Origin of the sequence: Amycolatopsis sp. GM8 (assembly GCF_021653975.1) — a bacterium.
In the GTDB taxonomy this organism is placed as follows: domain Bacteria; phylum Actinomycetota; class Actinomycetes; order Mycobacteriales; family Pseudonocardiaceae; genus Amycolatopsis_E.
Window position 1 is genome coordinate 384,458 of sequence record NZ_JAJKFK010000003.1, and the last position, 20,190, is coordinate 404,647.

Annotated in this window: 17 protein-coding genes; 8 read left to right on the forward strand and 9 right to left on the reverse strand. The window is 71.1% G+C overall.

Annotated elements, in window-relative coordinates; genetic code table 11:
• The first annotated feature begins 125 nt into the window (after positions 1-125).
• Complete coding sequence (locus LOZ83_RS15045) at positions 126-1,340, forward strand: CdaR family transcriptional regulator (RefSeq protein ID WP_236791206.1); 1,215 nt, start codon at positions 126-128, stop codon at positions 1,338-1,340.
• Here the strand turns inward: LOZ83_RS15045 and LOZ83_RS15050 are convergent.
• The 5 genes from LOZ83_RS15050 to LOZ83_RS15070 form a co-directional block, all read right to left on the reverse strand.
• The gene (locus LOZ83_RS15050; RefSeq protein WP_236791207.1) at positions 1,337-2,602 is read right to left on the reverse strand and encodes a wax ester/triacylglycerol synthase domain-containing protein; all 1,266 of its coding nucleotides are present in this window, start codon (positions 2,600-2,602) and stop codon (positions 1,337-1,339) included. The two genes, LOZ83_RS15045 and LOZ83_RS15050, sit on opposite strands and share 4 nt — an antisense overlap.
• A 45-nt stretch (positions 2,603-2,647) precedes the next feature.
• The gene (locus LOZ83_RS15055) at positions 2,648-3,409 is read right to left on the reverse strand and encodes an SDR family oxidoreductase (RefSeq protein WP_236791208.1); all 762 of its coding nucleotides are present in this window, start codon (positions 3,407-3,409) and stop codon (positions 2,648-2,650) included.
• A gap of 1 nt (position 3,410) precedes the next feature.
• Positions 3,411-3,995 carry an FKBP-type peptidyl-prolyl cis-trans isomerase gene (locus tag LOZ83_RS15060; protein WP_236791209.1) on the reverse strand — a complete coding sequence of 195 codons (585 nt, stop codon included), beginning with the start codon at positions 3,993-3,995 and terminating at the stop codon, positions 3,411-3,413.
• Between the two features lie 31 nt (positions 3,996-4,026).
• Positions 4,027-6,327, reverse strand: a complete 2,301-nt coding sequence (locus tag LOZ83_RS15065; protein WP_236791210.1) for an ATP-binding domain-containing protein — start codon at positions 6,325-6,327, stop codon at positions 4,027-4,029.
• Between the two features lie 163 nt (positions 6,328-6,490).
• The gene (locus LOZ83_RS15070) at positions 6,491-7,471 is read right to left on the reverse strand and encodes a heme o synthase (protein WP_236791211.1); all 981 of its coding nucleotides are present in this window, start codon (positions 7,469-7,471) and stop codon (positions 6,491-6,493) included.
• Between the two features lie 289 nt (positions 7,472-7,760).
• On the opposite strand from LOZ83_RS15070, the gene tkt reads away from it, so the two are divergent.
• The 7 genes from tkt to LOZ83_RS15105 all read left to right on the forward strand — a co-directional run bounded on the left by tkt (position 7,761) and on the right by LOZ83_RS15105 (position 17,398).
• On the forward strand, positions 7,761-9,863 hold the full coding sequence (tkt, locus tag LOZ83_RS15075; protein ID WP_236791212.1) for a transketolase: 2,103 nt from the start codon (positions 7,761-7,763) through the stop codon (positions 9,861-9,863).
• Between the two features lie 23 nt (positions 9,864-9,886).
• On the forward strand, positions 9,887-10,996 hold the full coding sequence (gene tal / locus LOZ83_RS15080) for a transaldolase (protein WP_236791213.1): 1,110 nt from the start codon (positions 9,887-9,889) through the stop codon (positions 10,994-10,996).
• Position 10,997: 1 nt separating this feature from the next.
• On the forward strand, positions 10,998-12,617 hold the full coding sequence (locus LOZ83_RS15085; protein ID WP_236791214.1) for a glucose-6-phosphate isomerase: 1,620 nt from the start codon (positions 10,998-11,000) through the stop codon (positions 12,615-12,617).
• Positions 12,614-14,143 carry a glucose-6-phosphate dehydrogenase gene (gene zwf, locus LOZ83_RS15090; RefSeq protein ID WP_236791215.1) on the forward strand — a complete coding sequence of 510 codons (1,530 nt, stop codon included), beginning with the start codon at positions 12,614-12,616 and terminating at the stop codon, positions 14,141-14,143. The genes LOZ83_RS15085 and zwf overlap by 4 nt, the downstream gene beginning before the upstream one ends.
• Positions 14,140-15,135, forward strand: coding sequence for a glucose-6-phosphate dehydrogenase assembly protein OpcA (gene opcA, locus LOZ83_RS15095; RefSeq protein WP_236791216.1), 996 nt, complete (start codon positions 14,140-14,142; stop codon positions 15,133-15,135). The genes zwf and opcA overlap by 4 nt, the downstream gene beginning before the upstream one ends.
• Before the next feature lie 100 nt (positions 15,136-15,235).
• On the forward strand, positions 15,236-16,015 hold the full coding sequence (pgl, locus tag LOZ83_RS15100) for a 6-phosphogluconolactonase (protein WP_236791217.1): 780 nt from the start codon (positions 15,236-15,238) through the stop codon (positions 16,013-16,015).
• Positions 16,016-16,219: 204 nt separating this feature from the next.
• Entirely contained in the window at positions 16,220-17,398 is a 1,179-nt protein-coding gene (locus LOZ83_RS15105) for a histidine kinase (protein WP_236791218.1), read from the forward strand.
• Between the two features lie 52 nt (positions 17,399-17,450).
• Here LOZ83_RS15105 and LOZ83_RS15110 read toward each other — a convergent pair whose 3' ends face one another.
• From LOZ83_RS15110 to pgk, 4 genes are all read right to left on the reverse strand, one after another.
• Complete coding sequence (locus tag LOZ83_RS15110) at positions 17,451-17,792, reverse strand: RNA polymerase-binding protein RbpA (RefSeq protein ID WP_236791219.1); 342 nt, start codon at positions 17,790-17,792, stop codon at positions 17,451-17,453.
• A gap of 52 nt (positions 17,793-17,844) precedes the next feature.
• On the reverse strand, positions 17,845-18,075 hold the full coding sequence (secG, locus tag LOZ83_RS15115) for a preprotein translocase subunit SecG (protein WP_236791220.1): 231 nt from the start codon (positions 18,073-18,075) through the stop codon (positions 17,845-17,847).
• Between the two features lie 126 nt (positions 18,076-18,201).
• A complete protein-coding gene (gene tpiA / locus LOZ83_RS15120; RefSeq protein ID WP_236791221.1) occupies positions 18,202-18,990 on the reverse strand; it encodes a triose-phosphate isomerase in 789 nt (262 codons plus the stop codon).
• Positions 18,990-20,189 (reverse strand): phosphoglycerate kinase, encoded by a 1,200-nt coding sequence (gene pgk / locus LOZ83_RS15125; protein ID WP_236791222.1) that lies wholly within the window; start codon positions 20,187-20,189, stop codon positions 18,990-18,992. Before pgk ends, tpiA begins: the two co-directional genes overlap by 1 nt.
• Between the last annotated feature and the right edge of the window lies 1 nt (position 20,190).

The window sequence follows — 20,190 nt, forward strand, 5'->3', positions numbered from 1 at the left end:
AATCCATCTTGAGAGGGCCGGGCTTCTTCGCACGGGAAACAAATTCCGGGAAGGCTGGGTTATCACGAGCGGACAGTCTTAACCCGATCGAACGACGGCCTACGACGTAAGGGTGGAGGTATCCGGTGGCAGCAGGCAGACGAGCGGATCCCGCGGAGTCGAAGCTCGAGGAACTCGCCGCCGCGACCGCCGACCGGCTGCCCCAGATGCTGGACGACGTCACCCGGCTGCTGAGCCACGACTGGCCCGACTACGCCGATTTCATCGTGACCGAACGCGATGAGGTGCTCGTGTCCGCCACGATGTTCCTGCACCGGCTGATGAAGATGGCCAAGTGGGACATCGCCGAACTGCCCGGGGTGTCCGACCAGCCGCCCGAGCAACTGACCGAGCAGCCGCTGTTCGAGGAGATCGGCCGCGCCCAGTGGCAGCAGGGCCGGGACCTGACGAGCCTGCTGTCGGCCTACCAGATCGGCGCCAGGGTGGCCTGGCACCACGTGGCCGAGGTCGCACTCGAAGTAGGCGTGCCGTCCGACGTGTTCGCCTCCCTCGCCGAAGCGGTGTTCATCTTCATCGACCAGCTTTCGTCCGCGTCCGCCCGCGGTTACGTGCTCGAACAGTCCGAGGCCGCGGCGGCGCGGGAACGGCTGCGCGACGAGCTGGGGAACATGCTCCTGTCCGACCGGTCCGATTCGGGCGCGATCCGCGCGGCCGCCGCCCGGATCGACTGGCCACTGCCGCGCGAGGCCTCGGTGATCCTCGTCGAGCCCGACAACCCGGTCGGCGCCGCGCTGCTGGCCCGGCTCGACCAGTCGTGCCTGCACGTCCGGCGGCAGCGGCTGGTGTGCGCGATCGTGCCCGATCCGGCCGGCCCCGGGCGCCGCGAGCGGCTCAGCACCGCCCTGCGGGGCGCGGGCGCGGTCGTCGGGCACGCGGTGACGCTGGAGAACCTGCCGGCGAGCATGCGCGTCGCGGAGGCGGCGGCGCAGCTGCGGCGCACCAACGTGCTGGCCGACGACCCGGTGTTCGTCGACGAGCACCTGGACTCGATCATCGTGCACCGCGATCCGCGGCTGCTCGACGCGTTCCGGGCGCGCTGCCTCGCCCCGCTCGACGAGCTGGGGCCGGTGACGCGGCAGCGGCTGTGCGAGACGCTCGCGTCGTGGCTGCGCCACCTCGGCGACCGGCGCGCGGTCGCCGAGGAGCTGCACATCCACCCGCAGACCGTCCGCTACCGGCTCAGCCAGCTGCGCGAGCTGTTCGGCGACAGCCTCGACGACCCGGACAACCGCCGCCGCCTCACGTTGGCGCTGGCTTGGGGCCTGCCGGAACAGAACTAGACGTCGCCCAGCTCGTCCAGGACTTTCCGGAACTCCTTGAGGAAGGCCTCGGCGTCGTCGACGAACGCCGGGTCGGTGGCCACGCTCATCGAGAACGAGCCGTACCAGCCGAGCACCCCGACCACGAACGGCGTGCCCGGTGCGATCGGGATGATCGGGTACGCGGTGCTCAGCGGGTAGTCGTCGCTGAAGTACGTCTGCCACGACGCGCCCGGCATGTTCGACACGGTGCCGTTGAAGATCCGCCCGCCGTAGACCGTGCGCGCGAACCAGGAGTGGAACCACGGCGGCATCAGGTTCGCCACCGAGTGCTGCACGAACCGGGACGCGATCGCGCGGGTGCCGGTGCGCAGCCGGGTGCTCGCCCTGGCGACAGCCGCGAGCCGGTCCGCCTCGGCCATCTCCCCCAGCGGCACCTCGACCATCACCGCGGCGGTCACGTTGCCCGCCATGCCCGCCCGCGGCTCGGCCGCCAGCAGCGGCACGGAGACCAGCAGCTTCCGCGGCAGCGGCCCCTTCGCCAGCCGGCGGAAGGCGGCCGCGCTGCCGGACAGCAGCAGGTCGGTGACCCGGACCCCGCGCCGCCGCGCCAGGTCCCGCATCCACTCCAGGTCCAGCTTGAGCGTGCCGTACTCGCGCGCGGCGCTGTTCGACACCGCCAGCCGCGCCTGCGGGCGCGAGTCGGTCGCCAGCTGCGCGATCCCGGCGACGCCACCGGCGAGGCGCTGGAGCCGGCTCGGCTGCTTGACCTCACCGATCGCCGCGGACATGTCCGGGGACCGGAAGATCTGCAGCATCAGGTTGATGGTGCCGATCCCGTCGGCGACCGAGTGGTGCACCTGGGAGACCAGCGCGGCGACGTTCTCCTCGACGCCGGTGACCACGCAGAACCGCCACAGCGGGCGGTCCCGCGGCAGCTGCTGCCCGGCCAGGTCGGCGACCAGCCGGTGCAGCGCGCTCATCCCGCCCGGCCGGCCGTCGCGGGACAGGTCGAACACCGGCACATGCCAGTCCCAGTCGATTTCCCGCTGCTCGATCCAGCGCCAGCGCCGCCAGCGGGTCGTCGGGGCGAGGCGTTTGAAGAACTCCGGCGGGTTCGCCGCCTCGATCGCGGCCCGGGCCATCTCGTGCGTCGGCAGCGCACCGGCCCGCGAGGTGTCCAGCATGATCAGGCCGCCGACGTGCTGCGGTGCCTCGGGAGTTTCGACGTGCAGGAAGAATGCGTCCGACGCCGGGATGCGGTCCGTTTCTGGTCTCGCCACATCCGCGATCATGGCACCAGCGCGGGCGGCGGGACAGCACCACGCTCAGCCCGAGCCGCCGAAGCGGGTCGCCAGCGTGCGGTACACACCCGGCAGCACGCCGCGGATGACGACGGGCAGCCGCAGCCAGCGGGGAACGTACTGGTCCGCGCGGTCGTCGCGGACCGCGCGCACGACCGCGGCCGCGACCCGTTCCGCCGGGATCGGCTTCGGTGACTTGCGGTCGTAGGCCCGGCCACGACGCGCGAAGAACTCGGTGTCGACCACGCCGGGCACCACGACGCCGATCTTCACGGCCGTGCCGGCGAGCTCGAACCGGAGGCTGTCCGCGAACGCGTCCACCCCGGCCTTCACCGACGAATAGACCGATTCGCCGGCCACCGCCGTCCGGCCCGCGATGGAGGTGACGAAAACCACGCGCGCGGCCGGGCGGGTGCGCAACGCCGGCAGCAGCGCCCGGGTCAGCTCGATCGGCGCGGTCAGGTTCACGTCGATCACCCGGCGCACGTCGGCGGCCGTCATCTCGCCGAACGGCCCGGCCCAGCCGATACCGGCGTTGTTGACCAGGACGTCCACCTCGCCGAACCGGCCGAGGATCTCCTCCGCCAGCGCGGGAATCGCCGTGATATCGGCGAGATCGCCGGTCACCACCGCGCCGCCGGTGCGCTCGGCCAGCGCCGCGAGCCGTTCGGTGTCGCGGCCGTGCAGGACGAGCCGGGCACCCGCCTCGTGCAGTGCGAGCGCGGTGGCGGCGCCGATCCCGGACGACGCGCCGGTGACCACCGCGACCGTGCCCCGCGGCCGCATGTCAGCCGGTGACGCTGACCGCGTCCACGACGAACACGAGCGTCTCGTTCGGCTTGATCGACTGGTTGCCGCTGGCGCCGTAACCCTTGTCCGGCGGGATGATCAGCAGCCGGCGGCCGCCCTGCTTGATGCCGACCAGGCCCTCGTCCCAGCCCTGGATCACGGTGCCCTGGCCGAGGGTCAGCGGGAACGCGCCGGTCGCGAACGAGTTCTCCTGGTCCACCTTGTCCGACCAGGTGTACAGGTCGTAGTTGAGCTGCAGCTGGCTGCCGTTCTTCGCGGCCGCGCCGGTGCCCGGCTCCAGGTCCTTGCTCAGCAGCGTCGACGGCGCGGCGCAGGTGTCCGGGATGGTGACGGTCGGCTTGCTACCGAACTTGCCGGTGACCTTGACGTCGTCCGCGGTACACGGCTTGAGCTGCTGCGTCGTCGGCGCCGCGGTGGCCGACACCGAGACGCCCGCCGGGTTGGGCGCGGGATAGGTCGGCCCGGCACCGGGCGGGACGGTGGACGGCTCCTGGTGGGGCGCACAGGCGGCGAGGCTGAGCACGGCGGCCACCCCGAGCACGATGATGCCAGCGTTACGCATGGGGCACACCATATCCGGGGCTGACCAGTCCTTATCCGGCACCCACGAGTGGTTCCAGCCGCGCCTCGGTGTAGACGACGCCGAGGCGGCGGGTGGCCCGGGTGAGCGCGACGTAGAGATCGTTCCAGCCACGCGGGGAACCGGCGACGATCTCCTCCGGCGCGACCACCAGCACACCGTCGAACTCCAGGCCCTTGGCCTCCTCGACGGTCAGCAGCGAAAGCCGGTCGTCCTCGGGAAGTTCCGCGCGCAGGCGGGCGAACCGGGCGGCCGGGCAGAGCACGGCGACGGTGCCGCCGTCGGCCGCGCGCAGCTCGTCGTCCACGGCGGAGCGGAGCGAGGTCTCCGCCAGCGGGCGCTGCCACGGCGGGATTCCGCTCTCCCGCACCGAATCCGGCGCCCGCAACGACGGGTCGACCTCGGCCAGCGCGCCCGCCGCGAGGTCCATGATCTCGGCCGGGGTGCGGTAGTTCACGGTCAGCTCGCGCAGCCGCCACCGGTCCCCCACGTACGGGCTCAGCATCTCGGCCCACGAAGACGCTCCCGCGGGCGCGCCGGTCTGCGCGACGTCGCCGACGAGCGTCATCGACCGGCTCGGGCAGCGGCGCATCAGCAGCCGCCAGTCCATCGGGGACAGCTCCTGCGCCTCGTCGACGATCAGGTGCCCGAACGTCCACCGGCGGTCGGCGGCCGCCCGCTCGGCGGCGGTCAGCTCGCTGCGCCGCTGCTGGCGTTCGGCGAACAGCTCGGCGTCGAGGATGTCCCGGACCCGCAGGATCTCCTCGTCGAGGATCTCCTCGTCCTGTTCGAGAACGTGCAGCACGCCTTCGGCATACGCGCGCTCTTCGCGCTCCCGCCGCTCGCGTTCGGCACGCTCTTCGCTGTCGTCCTCGCCGAGCAGCTCGGCCAGTTCGTCGAGCAGCGGCACGTCTGCCGGGGTCCAGCGGGATTTCGCCGTGCGCACCAGGAAAGCGCGCTCGGTCCCGGTCAGCCGGTCCCCCGCCGCGGACGCCAGGCGCTCCGGTGAGGTCAGCAGGTCACGCAGCAGGCGCTGCGGGGTCAGCCTGGGCCACAACGAGTTCAGCGCCTCGTGCACCTTTTCCGAGGCGGCCAGCTCCGCGCGAATGTCGGCGCGGTCCCCGGCGTCGAGGACCTCGGCGTCGGCGGTTTCACCTTCCTCCACCGCGATTTCCGGCACCCCGGTGAACAGATCCACCTCGAACCGTGCGGTCGCCTGCTCGGCGAGCGCGTCCAGCAGCTGCTCGACGAACGCGCGGCGGGCGAGATTGTGCGGGCGCAGCGTGCCGCGTGCCTTGGCGCGGGCACGTTCGCAGGTCTCGCGGTCCAGGGTGAAGACACTGTCGTCGAACTCGACCTCGAGGACGTCCTCGGGGATCTGCTCGCGGTCCGCGACGGCCTCGGCGAGCACGTCGACCATGACCTGGCGGCCCTTGATCTCCGCGGCCTCGCGGCTGTCCTCACCGATCGCGCGGATGCCCGGGAACAGCTGTCCCACGGTGGAAAGCAGCACGCCGGTCTCGCCGAGTGACGGCAGCACCTGGCCGATGTAGCGCAGGAACGTGCTGTTCGGCCCGACGACGAGGACGCCGCGGGTCGCGAGCTGCTGGCGGTAGGTGTAGAGCAGGTAGGCCGCGCGGTGCAGGGCGACGGCGGTCTTGCCGGTGCCGGGCCCGCCTTGCACGACGAGCACACCGCTCAGCTCATCACGGATGATGCGGTCCTGCTCGCCCTGGATGGTGGCGACGATGTCGCTCATCTCACCCGTGCGGCGGCGTTCGAGCGCGGCGAGCAGCGCGGCCTCGCCGGCGAGCCCGAGGTCGGCCTGGTTCTTGCCCTGGTCGGCGGTCCGCAGGTCGAGGATCTCGTCGTCGAGCGCGACGACGCGGCGGCTCAGCGTCCGGATGTGCCGGCGGCGGCGCACGCCTTCCGGTGACGCGGCGGTGGCGAGATAGAACGGCCGGGCCGCGGGGGCGCGCCAGTCCAGCAGCAGCGGCTCGTAGTCACCGTCCTCGTCGAACAGGCCGAGCCTGCCGACGTAGACAGCCTCGCCGGCGTGGAAATCGAGGCGCCCGAAGCACAAGCCCTGTTCGACGGAGCTCAGCTGCGCGAGACGCTCGGAGTACGTGGTGGTCGCGACATCCCGCTCGGTGCGCGCCTGCGGGGTGCCGCCGGTCTGCGCGAGCGCCCCGGTGAGCCGCCGCTGGGCGGACTCCCGTTCGGCGTCGAGCTTGCGGTAGAGCAGCGACACGTAGTTCTGCTCGCCCGCCAGGTCTCCGGTGCTGTCTGGTTCCCGTTCCGGGGACGCGGACAAGGGCAAACCCGCCTTCGCTCGGTGGAGTGGATGGTCAGTGTGGGAAGACCAACGACCCTACCCGTCCGGGAATTCCCCGCCCCCGGGTTTCCCCGCCGCGACCGTCGAACTCGCTGTCCCCAACGTCGAACTCGCTGTCGCGAGCGTCGGACTCGCCGGCGAGCTAGAAGGGCAGGCCGAGGGTGGGCAGGCCGATCGCGGAGTCGACGGCGAGCGCGACGAACACCACCATCAGATATGTGTTGGACCGGTGGAACAGCGCCATCGGCTTCGTCTCGACGCCGCGCGCCACCTGCCGCCGCAGGCGGTGGGCGTAGAACAGGAACCACGCACCCGCCAGCACCGCGAACCCCGCGTACAGCCAGCTCGTCACGGGCAGCAGCAGCAGCGTCCAGCCGACCATCACCCACGAGTAGATGACGATCTGCCGCGCCACGTGCTCCGGCGTGGCCACCACGGGCAGCATCGGCACCCCGGCCCGCTTGTAGTCCTCGCGGTACTTCATGCCCAGCGCCCAGGTGTGCGGCGGGGTCCAGAAGAAGATCACGCCGAACATCACGAACGCCGGCCACTGCACCGTGCCGGTCACCGCGGCCCAGCCGATCACCACCGGCATGCAGCCGGCGGCGCCACCCCACACCACGTTCTGCGCGGTGCGGCGCTTGAGACCGAGCGTGTACACGAAGATGTAGAACAGGATCGTCGCGATCGCGAGCACGGCTGCGAGCAAATTCACCGTGAAGTACAGCATCACGAACGAAGCCACGCCGAGGACGAGGCCGAACACGAGCGCGTTGCGCCGCGGCACCGAGTCGCGCACGAGCGGGCGGCGCTTGGTGCGGTTCATCACCTTGTCGATGTCGGCGTCGATCACGCAGTTGAGCGTGTTGGCGCTGCCGGCCGCCATCGTCCCGCCGACGAGCGTGGCCAGGATCAGCCACGGCGACGGGATGGTGCGGGCCGCGAGGAACATCGCGGGGATGGTGGTAACCAGCAGCAGCTCGATGACCTGCGGCTTGGTCAGCGCGACGTAGGCGGCCACGCGGGCACGGAGCCGTCGCAGCCCGCCTGCGGGCGGTTCGGCCCCGGGGTGGTCGGCGCTGGTGCGGCCACTGCGTCCGTGCGCAGCGTTCACCAACGACATTTCGCTCCCTGAGTCAGTTTCGGGCGGTGCCGAACGCCAGGCGTGACACCGCAACTGATCGTAACCACGAGTTCTCGATCAACGGCTGGCGGGTGGGAGTGTCGGGGTCCGGGCGGCCGGGTAGCCGACCTACTAGGCTGCCCTCGGAAGGCCTGCCTCAGCTCGTGCGCATGGCCCCCAACCAGGAATATTGTCTCTTCGGGATCGATTGAGACGAGTGGGTGCCCGCGCGTGTGCGCGCGCCGGGCGTGGAAACCGACCAACGACGAGCATCGGGAGTTCGAGTTCAGTGTCCGAAACCGCCTCTATCAGCGAGAACAACCCTCTGCTCCGGCGGAACGTACCCGCCGATTGGACCGATCTCGACACCCGCGCCGTGGACACGATCCGCGTGCTCGCCGCGGACGCCGTCGAGAACTGTGGCAGTGGCCACCCCGGCACCGCGATGAGCCTGGCCCCGCTGGCGTACACGCTGTTCCAGCGTGAGATGCGGCACGACCCGGCCGATCCGGAGTGGCCGGCGCGCGACCGGTTCGTCCTCTCCGCCGGGCACTCCAGCCTCACCCTGTACATCCAGCTCTACCTGGCCGGCTACGGCCTGGAGATGGAAGACCTCGAGCAGCTGCGCAGGTGGGACTCGAAGACCCCCGGCCACCCCGAATACCGGCACACCAAGGGCGTCGAGGTCACCACCGGCCCGCTCGGCCAGGGCCTGGCCAACGCGGTCGGCATGGCGATGGCGGCGCGCCGCGAGCGCGGCCTGCTCGACCCGGAGCCGGCGCCCGGCGAGAGCATCTTCGACCACCACGTCTACGTGATCGCCTCCGACGGTGACATCGAGGAGGGCGTCACCTCCGAGGCCTCGTCCATCGCGGGCCGCCAGGAGCTGGGCAACCTCATCGTCTTCTACGACGACAACAAGATCTCCATCGAGGACGACACGAACATCGCGCTGTCCGAGGACACCGCGGCCCGGTACGAGGCCTACGGCTGGCACGTGCAGACCGTCGAGGGCGGCGAGGACGTGGTCGCCATCCAGGAGGCGATCGCGAACGCCAAGGCCGACCCGCGCCCGTCGTTCGTCCTGCTGCGCACCATCATCGGCTATCCCGCGCCCACCAAGATGAACACCGGCAAGGCGCACGGTGCCGCGCTCGGCGCGGAAGAGGTCGCCGGGGTCAAGCGGATCCTGGGCTTCGACCCGGAGAAGAACTTCCAGATCGAGGACGAGGTGCTCGCGAGCACCCGCAAGGCGGGCGACCGCGGCAAGCAGTGGCGCGCCGAATGGCAGGAGAAGTTCGACGCGTGGGCCGCGGCGAACCCCGAGCGCAAGGCCCTGGCGGACCGGATGTCCACCCGGACCCTGCCCGAGGGCTGGGCCGAGAAGCTGCCGACGTGGGAGCCCGACGAGAAGGGTGTCGCGACCCGCAAGGCGTCCGGTGCGGTGCTCTCCGCGCTGGCGGACGTGCTGCCGGAACTGTGGGGCGGTTCGGCCGACCTGGCCGAGAGCAACAACTCCACCATGAAGGGCGCCGACTCGTTCGGCCCGGAGAAGGCCTCCACCGGCATGTGGCAGGCCAACCCCTACGGCCGCACGCTGCACTTCGGTGTCCGCGAGCACGCGATGGGCTCGATCCTCAACGGCATCGCGCTGCACGGTGGCACCCGGCCCTACGGCGCCACCTTCTTCACCTTCTCCGACTACATGCGCCCGCCGGTGCGGCTGGCCGCGCTGATGCACCTGCCGGTCATCTACGTGTGGACGCACGACTCGATCGGCCTCGGCGAGGACGGCCCGACGCACCAGCCGATCGAGCATCTCGCGGCGCTGCGCGCCATCCCGGGCCTGAACATGGTCCGCCCGGCGGACGCCAACGAGACCGCCGGTGCCTGGAAGGCCGCGCTGGACGACAAGCACCACCCGTCCGGGTTCGCGCTGACCCGGCAGAACGTGCCGGTGCTCGAGGGCAGCTCGATCGACGCGGTCGCCAAGGGCGGCTACGTGCTCGCCGACGCGTCCGAGGGTGCGCCCGAGGTCGTGCTGATCGGCACCGGTTCCGAGGTCCAGCTGGCCGTCGAGGCCCGCAAGGTCCTGGAGGCGGAAGGGGTTCGAACCCGGGTGGTCTCGATGCCGTGTTTCGAGTGGTTCGAGGCGCAGGACGAGGCCTACCGGGAGTCCGTGCTCCCGTCCGGGGTCAAGGCGCGGGTGGCGGTCGAGGCCGGCATCGCGCAGCCTTGGTACCGCTATGTCGGTGACTCCGGGGAAATCGTGTCGATCGAGCACTACGGTGCCTCGGCCGACTACAAGACCCTGTTCCGCGAGTTCGGGTTCACCGCCGACGCCGTGGTCGACGCCGCGCGCAGCTCGCTCGCCAAGACCAAGCAGTCCTGACCTACCACAAGGGGATGAACGTCATGAGTGACCGACTTGCCCAGCTCGCCGAAGCCGGAGTCTCGATCTGGCTCGACGACCTGTCGCGTGAGCGGCTCAACTCCGGCAACCTCGCCGGGCTGATCCGTGACCAGCACGTCGTCGGGGTCACCACGAACCCGACCATCTTCGCCAACGCGCTGTCCAACGGCGCGGCCTACGACGAGCAGGTCCGTGAGCTCGCCGCCCGGGGCGCCGACCTGGCGGCCACCGTGCGCGAGCTGACCACCACCGACGTGCGCAACGCCGCGGACCTGTTCCGCGACGTCTACCGCTCCTCGGGCGGCACCGACGGCCGGGTGTCCATCGAGGTCGACCCGGGCCTGGCGAAGGACACGGACAAGACCGTGGCCGAGGCCCAGGACCTGTGGAAGACCGTGGACAGGCCGAACATCTTCGTGAAGATCCCGGCCACCGCGGAGGGCCTGCCGGCCATCACCCGCACGCTCGCCGAGGGCATCAGCGTCAACGTCACGCTGATCTTCTCCGTCGAGCGCTACCGCGACGTGATCGACGCCTACTTCACGGGCCTGGAGCAGGCCAAGGCCAACGGGCACGACCTGCGCCAGATCGAGTCCGTGGCGTCGTTCTTCGTGTCCCGGGTGGACACCGAGGTCGACAAGCGGCTCGACGCGCTGGGCACCGACGAGGCGAAGGCGCTGCGCGGCGAGGCCGCGATCGCCAACGCGCGGCTCGCGTACGCCGCGTACGAGGAGCTGTTCGCCGGCGAGCGCTGGGCCGCGCTGAAGGCGGACGGGGCCAACCCGCAGCGGCCGCTGTGGGCTTCCACCGGCGCGAAGGACCCGTCGTACTCCGACACCCGCTACGTCGACCAGCTCGTGGTCGCGAACGTGGTGAACACCATGCCGGAGAAGACGCTGCACGCCGTCGCCGACCACGGCGAGATCGACGGCGACAAGGTCACCGGCACCGGCGCGCAGGCGCAGGCGGTGTTCGACCAGCTCTCCGCCGTCGGCATCGACGTCCCGGACGTGTTCCGCACGCTCGAGGACGAGGGTGTCGAGAAGTTCGAGAAGTCCTGGCAGGAGCTGCTCGACACGGTCGAGGGCCAGCTCGGGAAGGCGAAGGCCTGACATGGCAGGGGAAGAGACCACCGTCTCTCTCGTCGACGGCGAGCTGGCGGCCAAGGCCGCACCGCTGATCGACAAGCTGGTCGCCGACCAGGTCGCCTCGAAGCTCGCCGCCCAGGACCCCACGCTGTGGGGCCCGGACGCCGAGCCCGAGGCTTCGATCCGGCTGTCCTGGACCACGCTGCACCGCAGCTCGCGCCCGCTGATCGGCGAGATCGAGTCGCTGCGCGAGGAACTGCGCGCCGAGGGCGTGGACCGGGTGGTGCTCGCCGGTATGGGCGGCTCGTCGCTCGCGCCGGAGGTCATCACCGGCACCGAGGGCGCGCCGCTGATCGTGCTGGACACCACCGACCCGGGCCAGGTCGCCGACGCACTCGCCGGGGACCTGCAGCGCACGGTCCTCGTGGTGTCGTCGAAGTCCGGCGGCACGGTCGAGACCGACAGCCACCGCCGGATCTTCGCGAAGGCCTTCACCGAGGCCGGGATCGACGCCGCGCGGCGCATCGTCGTGGTCACCGACCCCGGCTCGCCGCTGTCGGAGCTGGCGGCGGGTGAGGGCTACCGCAAGGTGTTCCTCGCCGACCCGCATGTCGGCGGGCGCTACTCGGCGCTGACCGCGTTCGGGCTCGTCCCGGCCGGGCTCGCCGGCGCCGACGTCGCCCGGCTGCTCGATCAGGCCGCCGCCGCGGCGACGGTGCTCGGCGAGGACAGCGCGGACAACCCCGCGGTGCTCCTCGGCGCGGCCTGGGCCGCGGCGCACGCCGATGGCGCCGAGAAGGTCGTGCTGGCCGACACCGGTTCCGGGATTCAGGGTTTCCCGGACTGGGCGGAGCAGCTGATCGCCGAGTCCACCGGCAAGCTCGGCACCGGGCTGCTGCCGGTCGCGGTCGAAGGACCGGAGGCGGCCGGATTCGCCGACGCGGGTTCCGACGCGACACCGGTCGCGATCGGGCCGGCCACGGGCAGCGCGAAGATCGCGACCGCCGGTCCGCTGGGCGCGCAGTTCCTGCTGTGGGAGTTCGCGACCGCGATCGCGGGGCGGCTGCTGGAGATCAACCCGTTCGACCAGCCCGACGTCGAGGCCGCGAAGAAGGCCGCCCGCGCCCTGCTCGACAACCCGACGGCGCTCGAAGGCAGCGAATCGCCGTCCACTGTGGACGGTGACGTCCAGGTCTTCGCGCCGCAAGGTGTTGACACCGCGGGAAGTCTGACTGACGTGCTGCGCTCGTTCTTCGCGACGGCACCGGAACACGGCTACCTCGCGGTGCAGGCGTACCTCGACCGGCTCGACGACGCCTCGGCGGCGCTGCTGCGCCCCGAGCTCGCCAAGCGCACCGGGCTGCAGACCACCTTCGGCTGGGGCCCGCGGTTCCTGCACTCGACCGGCCAGTACCACAAGGGCGGCCACCAGAACGGCATCTTCCTGCAGATCACCGGCGACGCCGAGACCGATCTGGCGGTGCCGGACAGGCCGTACACGCTGGGCAAGCTGCAGCACGCCCAGGCGCTGGGTGACGGCCAGGTGCTCGCCGAGCACGGTCGCCCGGTGCTGCGCCTGCACCTCACCGACCGGGCCGCCGGCCTGGCTCAACTCGTTCGCGCCATCCAGGAGGTCGCGCTATGAACGAGCAGTGGACCAACCCGCTGCGGGATCCACGGGACAAGCGGCTGCCAAGGATCGCGGGCCCGTCCAGCATGGTGATCTTCGGTGTCACCGGTGACCTGTCCCGCAAGAAGCTGATGCCCGCGATCTACGACCTCGCCAACCGCGGCCTGCTGCCCGCGGGCTTTTCGCTCGTCGGGTTCGCCCGGCGGGACTGGGAGAACGAGGACTTCTCGCAGCTGGTGCACGACGCGGTCGCCGAGCACGCGCGGACGCCGTTCCGGGAGTCGGTGTGGCACCGGCTCGCCGAGGGCATCCGGTTCGTGCAGGGCAGTTTCGACGACGACGACGCGTTCGACCGGCTCGCCGAAACCGTCCACCAGCTCGACGCGGAACGCGGCACTGGTGGCAACACGGCGTTCTACCTGTCGATCCCGCCGAGCGCGTTCCCGGTGGTGACCAAGCAGCTGGCGCGTTCGGGGCTGGCCCAGGGCGACGCGCAGTCGTGGCGCCGGGTCGTGATCGAGAAGCCGTTCGGGCACGACCTGGCCAGCGCCAAGGAGCTCAACGCGATCGTCAACGACGTCTTCCCCGAGGAGTCGGTGTTCCGCATCGACCACTACCTCGGCAAGGAGACGGTGCAGAACATCCTGGCGCTGCGCTTCGCCAACCAGCTGTTCGAGCCGATCTGGAACGCGAACTACGTCGACCACGTGCAGATCACCATGGCCGAGGACATCGGGCTCGGTGGCCGCGCGGGCTACTACGACGGCATCGGCGCGGCCCGCGACGTGATCCAGAACCACCTGCTGCAGCTGCTGGCCTTCACCGCGATGGAGGAGCCGCTCTCGTTCGAGCCGCGGGCGCTGCGCACGGAGAAGATCAAGGTGCTGTCGGCGACCAGGGCACCGGAGCCGCTGGACCAGACCACCGCGCGCGGCCAGTACGCGGGCGGCTGGCAGGGCGGCAAGAAGGTGCCGGGCCTGCTGCAGGAGGCCGGGTTCGCGAAGGACTCGACCACCGAGACCTACGCCGCGGTGACGCTGGAGGTGCAGAACCGCCGCTGGGCGGGGGTGCCGTTCTACCTGCGCACCGGCAAGCGGCTGGGCCGCCGCGTCACCGAGATCGCGGTGATGTTCAAGCGCGCCCCGCACCTGCCGTTCGACCGCACCTCGACCGAGGAGCTGGGGCAGAACGCGCTGGTGATCCGGGTGCAGCCGGACGAGGGTGTGACCATGCGGTTCGGCTCGAAGGTGCCGGGCACGACCATGGAGGTCCGCGACGTCACGATGGACTTCGGGTACGGGCACGCGTTCACCGAGTCCTCCCCCGAGGCCTACGAGCGGCTCATCCTGGACGTGCTGCTCGGCGAGCCGTCGCTGTTCCCGGTGAACGAGGAGGTCGAGTTGTCCTGGCAGATCCTCGACCCGGTCCTGGAGCACTGGGCCAAGGAGGGCTCGCCCGAGACGTACCCGCCGGGGAGCTGGGGTCCCGCCTCGGCCGATGAAGTGCTCGAGCGTTCGGGCCGGAACTGGAGGCGTCCGTGATCATCGACCTGCCCTCGACCACGACCTCCCAGGTCAACCGCAAGCTCGTCGAGCTCCGGGAGCGCGGCGGCGCCGTGGCCCTGGGCCGGGTGCTGACGCTGGTGATCGTCGACGACGACGGCGAGCACCTCGAGGAGCACATCGACGCGGCGAACGAGGCCAGCCGGGAGCACCCGTGCCGGGTCATCGTCGTCGCGCGGGGTTCCCGCACGGCGGCGGCCCGGATCGACGGCCAGATCCGGATCGGCGGCGACGCCGGTGCGAGCGAGGTCATCGTGCTGCGGCTGTACGGGCCGCTGGCCTCGCAGGGCCAGAGCGCGGTCGTCCCGCTGCTGCTGCCGGACGCGCCCATCGTGACCTGGTGGCCCAGCGCGGGCCCCAAGTCGCCGGCGGAGGACCCGATCGGCCTGCTCGCGCAGCGCCGGATCACCGACTCGGCCGCCGAGCGCAACCCGATCCGCGCGCTGCAGACGCGGCGCAAGGCCTACACCGCCGGTGACACGGACCTGGCCTGGACCCGGCTGACGAACTGGCGCGCCCAGCTCGTCGCCGCGCTCGACCTGCCGCCGTACGAGGCGATCACCGCGGCCACGGTCACCGGCGAGGCGGACTCGCCGTCCACCGAGCTGCTGGCCGGCTGGCTGGCCGAGTACCTGAAGATCCCGGTGAAGCGGATCAAGGTACCCAATGCCCAGGGCATGGTGTCGGTCCAGCTGGAGCGGCGTTCCGGGATGATCGAGCTGCACCGGCCGGACGGCAAGGTCGGCACGCTGAGCCAGCCCGGCCAGCCGACCCGGCGGATCGCGCTGCATCGCCGCAACACCAAGGACTGCCTGATCGAGGAGCTGCGGCGGCTCGACCCGGACGAGGTGTACGAGGCCGCGATGCACGGACTCGACCGGCTCGCCGCGGGCACGCCCAAGGCCGCGGCGAAGTCCGAGAAGGACGCGGCCAAGCCGAAGAGCGGCAAGAAGGCCAAGGCGGCGTCATGAGCGGCGACGACCGGAGGGAGGAGTCGCTCAAGTCGACACAGCGCACTCGTGTCTCATGGGCGTCGTCGCGGACCGAGGAACGAGGGAAGCGAGGACGTTCATGAGCAAGACCGAGGTCGTCGTCTACGCGAACCCGGAGCTGCTCGCCGCGGCCGTCGCCGCCCGCCTGGTGACCAGGCTGGTGGACCTGCAGGCGGCGAAGGGCACGGCCTCGCTGGTGCTCACCGGCGGCAGCACCGGGATCGCGGTGCTGGAGCAGCTGCACCGCTCCCCCGCGCGCGACGCGGTGGACTGGTCGCGGCTGGACCTGTACTGGGGCGACGACCGGTTCGTGCCCGCGAGCGACGGCGAGCGCAACGAGAAGCAGGCCCGCGCGGCGCTGCTGGACCACGTGCCCGTCGACCCGAAGCGGGTGCACGCGATGGCCCCCTCGGACGGCGAGTTCGGGGACGACGTCGACGCGGCCGCGGCCGGCTATGCCCGGGTGCTCGCGGAGAACGCGCTGCCGGAGGACCACGGTGACGTGCCGGCCTTCGACATCACGCTGCTCGGTCTCGGCGGCGAGGGGCACACCGCGTCGGTCTTCCCCGAGTCGCCGGCGGTCCACGAGACGGAGCGTTCGGTGGTGGCGGTGCGCAACTGCCCGAAGCCGCCGCCGACCCGGATCTCGCTGACCCTGCCCGCGATCCGCCGTTCCCACGACGTGTGGCTGCTGACCACCGGCGAGGCGAAGGCGGACGCGGTGGCGCTGGCGTTGTCCGGCGCCGGCGAGGTCCAGCTTCCCGTCGCTGGCGCGCGCGGGGAGCGCCGCACCCTCTGGCTGGTCGACCGGGCCGCGGCGGCGAAACTGTCCCACGTGTACCAGCCGCCCACGGCGTGACCGGCCGCTCCGACGGGCCAATGGTCTACACCAAGGCCCTTCGGAGCGGCACCGGAACCCCGGGAATCCGTGACGGTGCGTGAAATTCACCGCCAAGTCACCCTTGGGCGTTAGCATCCGCACATTTATTCACATTCTTGCGTCCCAACGAGCTCTTTCGCACATCTCACCGTCAAGTTCATGAGACGAGTGAGGGCCGATCACATGAGCACTGAGGGACTCTCCATCGGTATTCCGGTCGGTGGTGCGAGCGCGCACCGGCGACACGGCGCGCGGTGGGAAATACTGACCAGGCGCCATACCTGGCTACCGCTTGCCGTCGACGGCGCCGCCATCCTGCTGGCCGCGCTCGACGTCTGGCTGGTCATCCCGGACAAGGCGCCGCCGTACTCGATCTACCTGTCCGGGCTCGCCTGCCTGATGCTCGCGGCACGGCGCTGGCTGCCGTTCGTCACCGTGCTCGGCACCGTGCCGGGCTTCCTGACCGGCTGGTCACAGCTGGCCGCGATGATCGCGCTCGGCATGCTGGCGACCCGCAAGCAGACGCACTGGCAGGTGTGGGTGGGCGCGGCGCTGGTGTGGGCCTGCCGGTTCATCCAGTGGCCGCTGTCGGACTTCGCGGAGCTGAGCTGGCGCGAGCATGTGCTGGACGGCATCTACGGGGTGCTCGTCGCCGGGATGCCGATCGCGATCGGGCTGCTCATCGGGGCTCGCGCGCAGCTGTCGCAGAAGCTGGTCGAGCTGGCCGCGAGCCGTGACCGTGAGCAGCGGCTGCACGCCGACAAGGTGCGGGCCGAGGAGCGGGCCCGGCTGGCCCGCGAGATGCACGACGTCGTCTCCCACGACATCACGCTGATCGCGATGCAGGCCGGGGTGCTCTCGGTGAGCGACGGGAAGAACGCGCAGCAGACCGCGCAAGTCATCCGGGAGCTGTCGACCCGGACGCTGGAAGAGCTCCGCTCGCTGGTCGGGGTGCTGCGTTCCGGTGCGGGTGACGACGGCCCGCAGCCCGGGATCGGCGAGCTGGACCAGCTGCTGCGCGACTGCGAGGTGCCGGTGCGGCTGACCGTGGACAGCGTGCCCGAGCAGTTGCCGGCGAAGGTGTCCGCGGCGGCGTACCGGACGGTGCAGGAGTGCCTCACGAACGTGCGCAAGCACGCGCCGGGCGCGGCCGCGACGGTGCTGATCCTCGGTGCCGGCGACGCGCTGAACATCGAGGTGCGCAACGACAGCCCGAGCCGGCCGGTGACGCCGCTACCCTCGGGCGGGCACGGCCTGACGGGCCTGGCCGAGCGGGCACGCCTGCTCGGCGGCAGCTTCGAGACGACCCCGACCGAGGACGGCGGCTTCCAGGTCCGCGCCACCTACCCGGTCAAATCCTGAAAACGCTGATGGGGGCCGGTTCCCCTGACCCGGCCCCCAGTGACGTGCTTCGTCAGATTTGGCGACGCTGACGCAGCCGTTCGAGCGCCTCGGCGAGGATGGCCTCACCGTCGGCGTCGCTGCGCCTCTCCTTCACGTACGCCAGGTGGGTCTTGTACGGTTCGGTCCGCGGTGCGGCCGGCGGGTTCTTCTCGTCCTGACCGCCGGGAAGCCCGCAGCGCGGGCAGTCCCACTCGTCCGGGACGTCGGCGTCCATCGAAAACGACGGACGCGACTCGTGCCCGTTGGCACACCAATAGGAAACCCGGCGGCGTGGCGCGGACTCGCCGCGCTCGGACTCACCGGATGGACCGGCACCGACCCTGGTGCCTCGAATCGCGTTACCGCCAACCATGAATCCTCACAGGTGGATAGGCGGCGCACCCCCCATAGGCACGCCCGTGCACTCAGACCTTCAGCAGCAGGCCCAGACCCACGATGCTGATCAACCAGACGGCGCCGAGCAGCAGGGTGATGCGGTCGAGGTTCTTCTCGGCCACGCTCGACCCCGCGAGACTCGACTGCATCCCACCGCCGAACAGCGAGGACAAGCCGCCGCCACGCCCGCGGTGCAGCAGAACCGCGACGACCAGCAGCGCGCTGGACGCGATCAACAGGATTTGCAGGAACAGCTTCATATCGTCCTCTGTGTCTCCGGGTGCGTACGACCCGACGGGCGGTCGGCCCGATCGTACGTCACCAGAAAGGTGTTCCCTGGTCGTGTGACAGTCTGAGGTTGACAGACTACTCGGCGACCGCCGCCGTCACGGCAGCGGACCCCCGGCGGCCAGCGCGCAGAGCTTGGTGAACTCGTCGGCCTGCAGGCTCGCCCCGCCGACCAGCCCGCCGTCGATGTTCTCGCACGCGACCAGCTCCCCGATGTTCCCCGACTTCGCGGAGCCGCCATAGAGCACTCGGACCTCTTCCGCGACCTGGGCGCCGTATTTCTCGGCGAGGGTCGCCCGCAGGCCCTTGCACACCTCTTCGGCGTCCGCGGGGCTCGCGACCCGGCCGGTGCCGATCGCCCAGATCGGCTCGTACGCGACGACCACGTGCTCCTTGACCTGCTCGGCCTTGAGGCCCTTGAGCGCCGCGATGAGCTGGGCACAGCCGTGGTCGACATGCCCGCCCGCCTCCCGCACCTCGAGGCTTTCGCCGACGCAGACGATCGGGTGCAGGCCGTGCTTGATCGCCGCGCGGACCTTCTTGTTGACGATCTCGTCGTCCTCGTGGTGGTACTCGCGCCGCTCGGAGTGCCCGACCACGACGTACGTGCAGCCGAGCTTGGCGAGCATCGGCCCCGAGATGTCCCCGGTGTAGGCGCCCGAGTCGTACGGCGACAGGTCCTGCGCGCCGTAGGTCATCAGCAGCTTGTCGCCGTCGACGAGGGTCTGCACGGTGCGGATGTCGGTGAACGGCGGCAGCAGCGCGACGTCCACCTTGGCGTAGTACTTCTCCGGCAGGGAGAACGCGATCTTCTGCACCAGCGCGATGGCCTCGAGGTGGTTGAGGTTCATCTTCCAGTTGCCGGCGATCAGGACCTTGCGCGCCATCAGGCACCCTCCCCCAGCACCGCGACGCCGGGCAGTTCCTTGCCCTCGAGGTACTCCAGCGAGGCGCCACCACCGGTGGAGATGTGCGAGAACTCCTCCTCCGGCAGCCCGAGCACCCGCACGGCGGCGGCGGAGTCGCCGCCTCCGACCACGCTGAACGCCGAGCTGTCCGCGATCGCCCGCGCGACCCCGCGCGTGCCGGCCGCGAACGGCGCCAGCTCGAACACCCCGGCGGGGCCGTTCCAGAACACCGTCTTCGCCGCCCGGACCGCGGCCGCGAAGGCCTCGACCGTGCGGGGGCCGATGTCCAGGCCCATCCAGCCGTCCGGGATCGCGTCCGCGGTGACCGTGTCGGTGGCGGCGTCGGCGGCGAACTCCTCGGCCACCACGACGTCCGCCGGCACCACGATCTTGTCCGCATGCGCGTCCAGCAGCTTGCGCGCGGTCTCGACGAAGTCCTGCTCCAGCAAGGACTTCCCGACGCCGTGGCCCTGCGCGGCGAGGAACGTGAAGGCCATCCCGCCGCCGATGAGCAGCGTGTCGACCTTCGGCAGCAGCGCCTCGATGACGGCGAGCTTGTCCGACACCTTCGACCCGCCGAGCACCACCACGTACGGCCGCTGCGGGTCGCCGGTCAGCCTGCTCAGCACCTCGAGCTCGGCGAGCACCAGGCCACCCGCGTACGCGGGCAGCACGCGGGCCACGTCGTAGACCGAGGCCTGCTTGCGGTGCACGACGCCGAACCCGTCGGAGACGAACACGTCCGCGAGTTCCGCGAACTCCGCGGCCAGCGCGGCGCGCTCGGTGTCGTCCTTGCTGGTCTCGCGCGGGTCGAACCGCACGTTCTCCAGCATCACGACCGAGCCGCCGGCCTGTGCCCCGGTGAGCGCTTTCGCCTGCGCGCCGACTACATCACCGGCCAGCGGCACGGCGGTACCGAGCAGCTCGCCAAGCCGGGCGGCGACCGGCCGCAGGGAGTACGCCGGGTCGGGCTCACCCTTCGGGCGGCCCAGGTGCGCCGCGACGACCACCTTCGCGCCGGCGTCGGCCAGGCGCTTGATGGTCGGCAGCGCGGCGCGCACCCGGCCGTCGTCGGTGATGGTCGTGCCGTCGAGCGGGACGTTCAGATCCGACCGGACCAGCACCCGGCGGCCCGAGACGCCGTCGGTGAGCAGGTCTTCGAGTGTCTTGACAGTCATG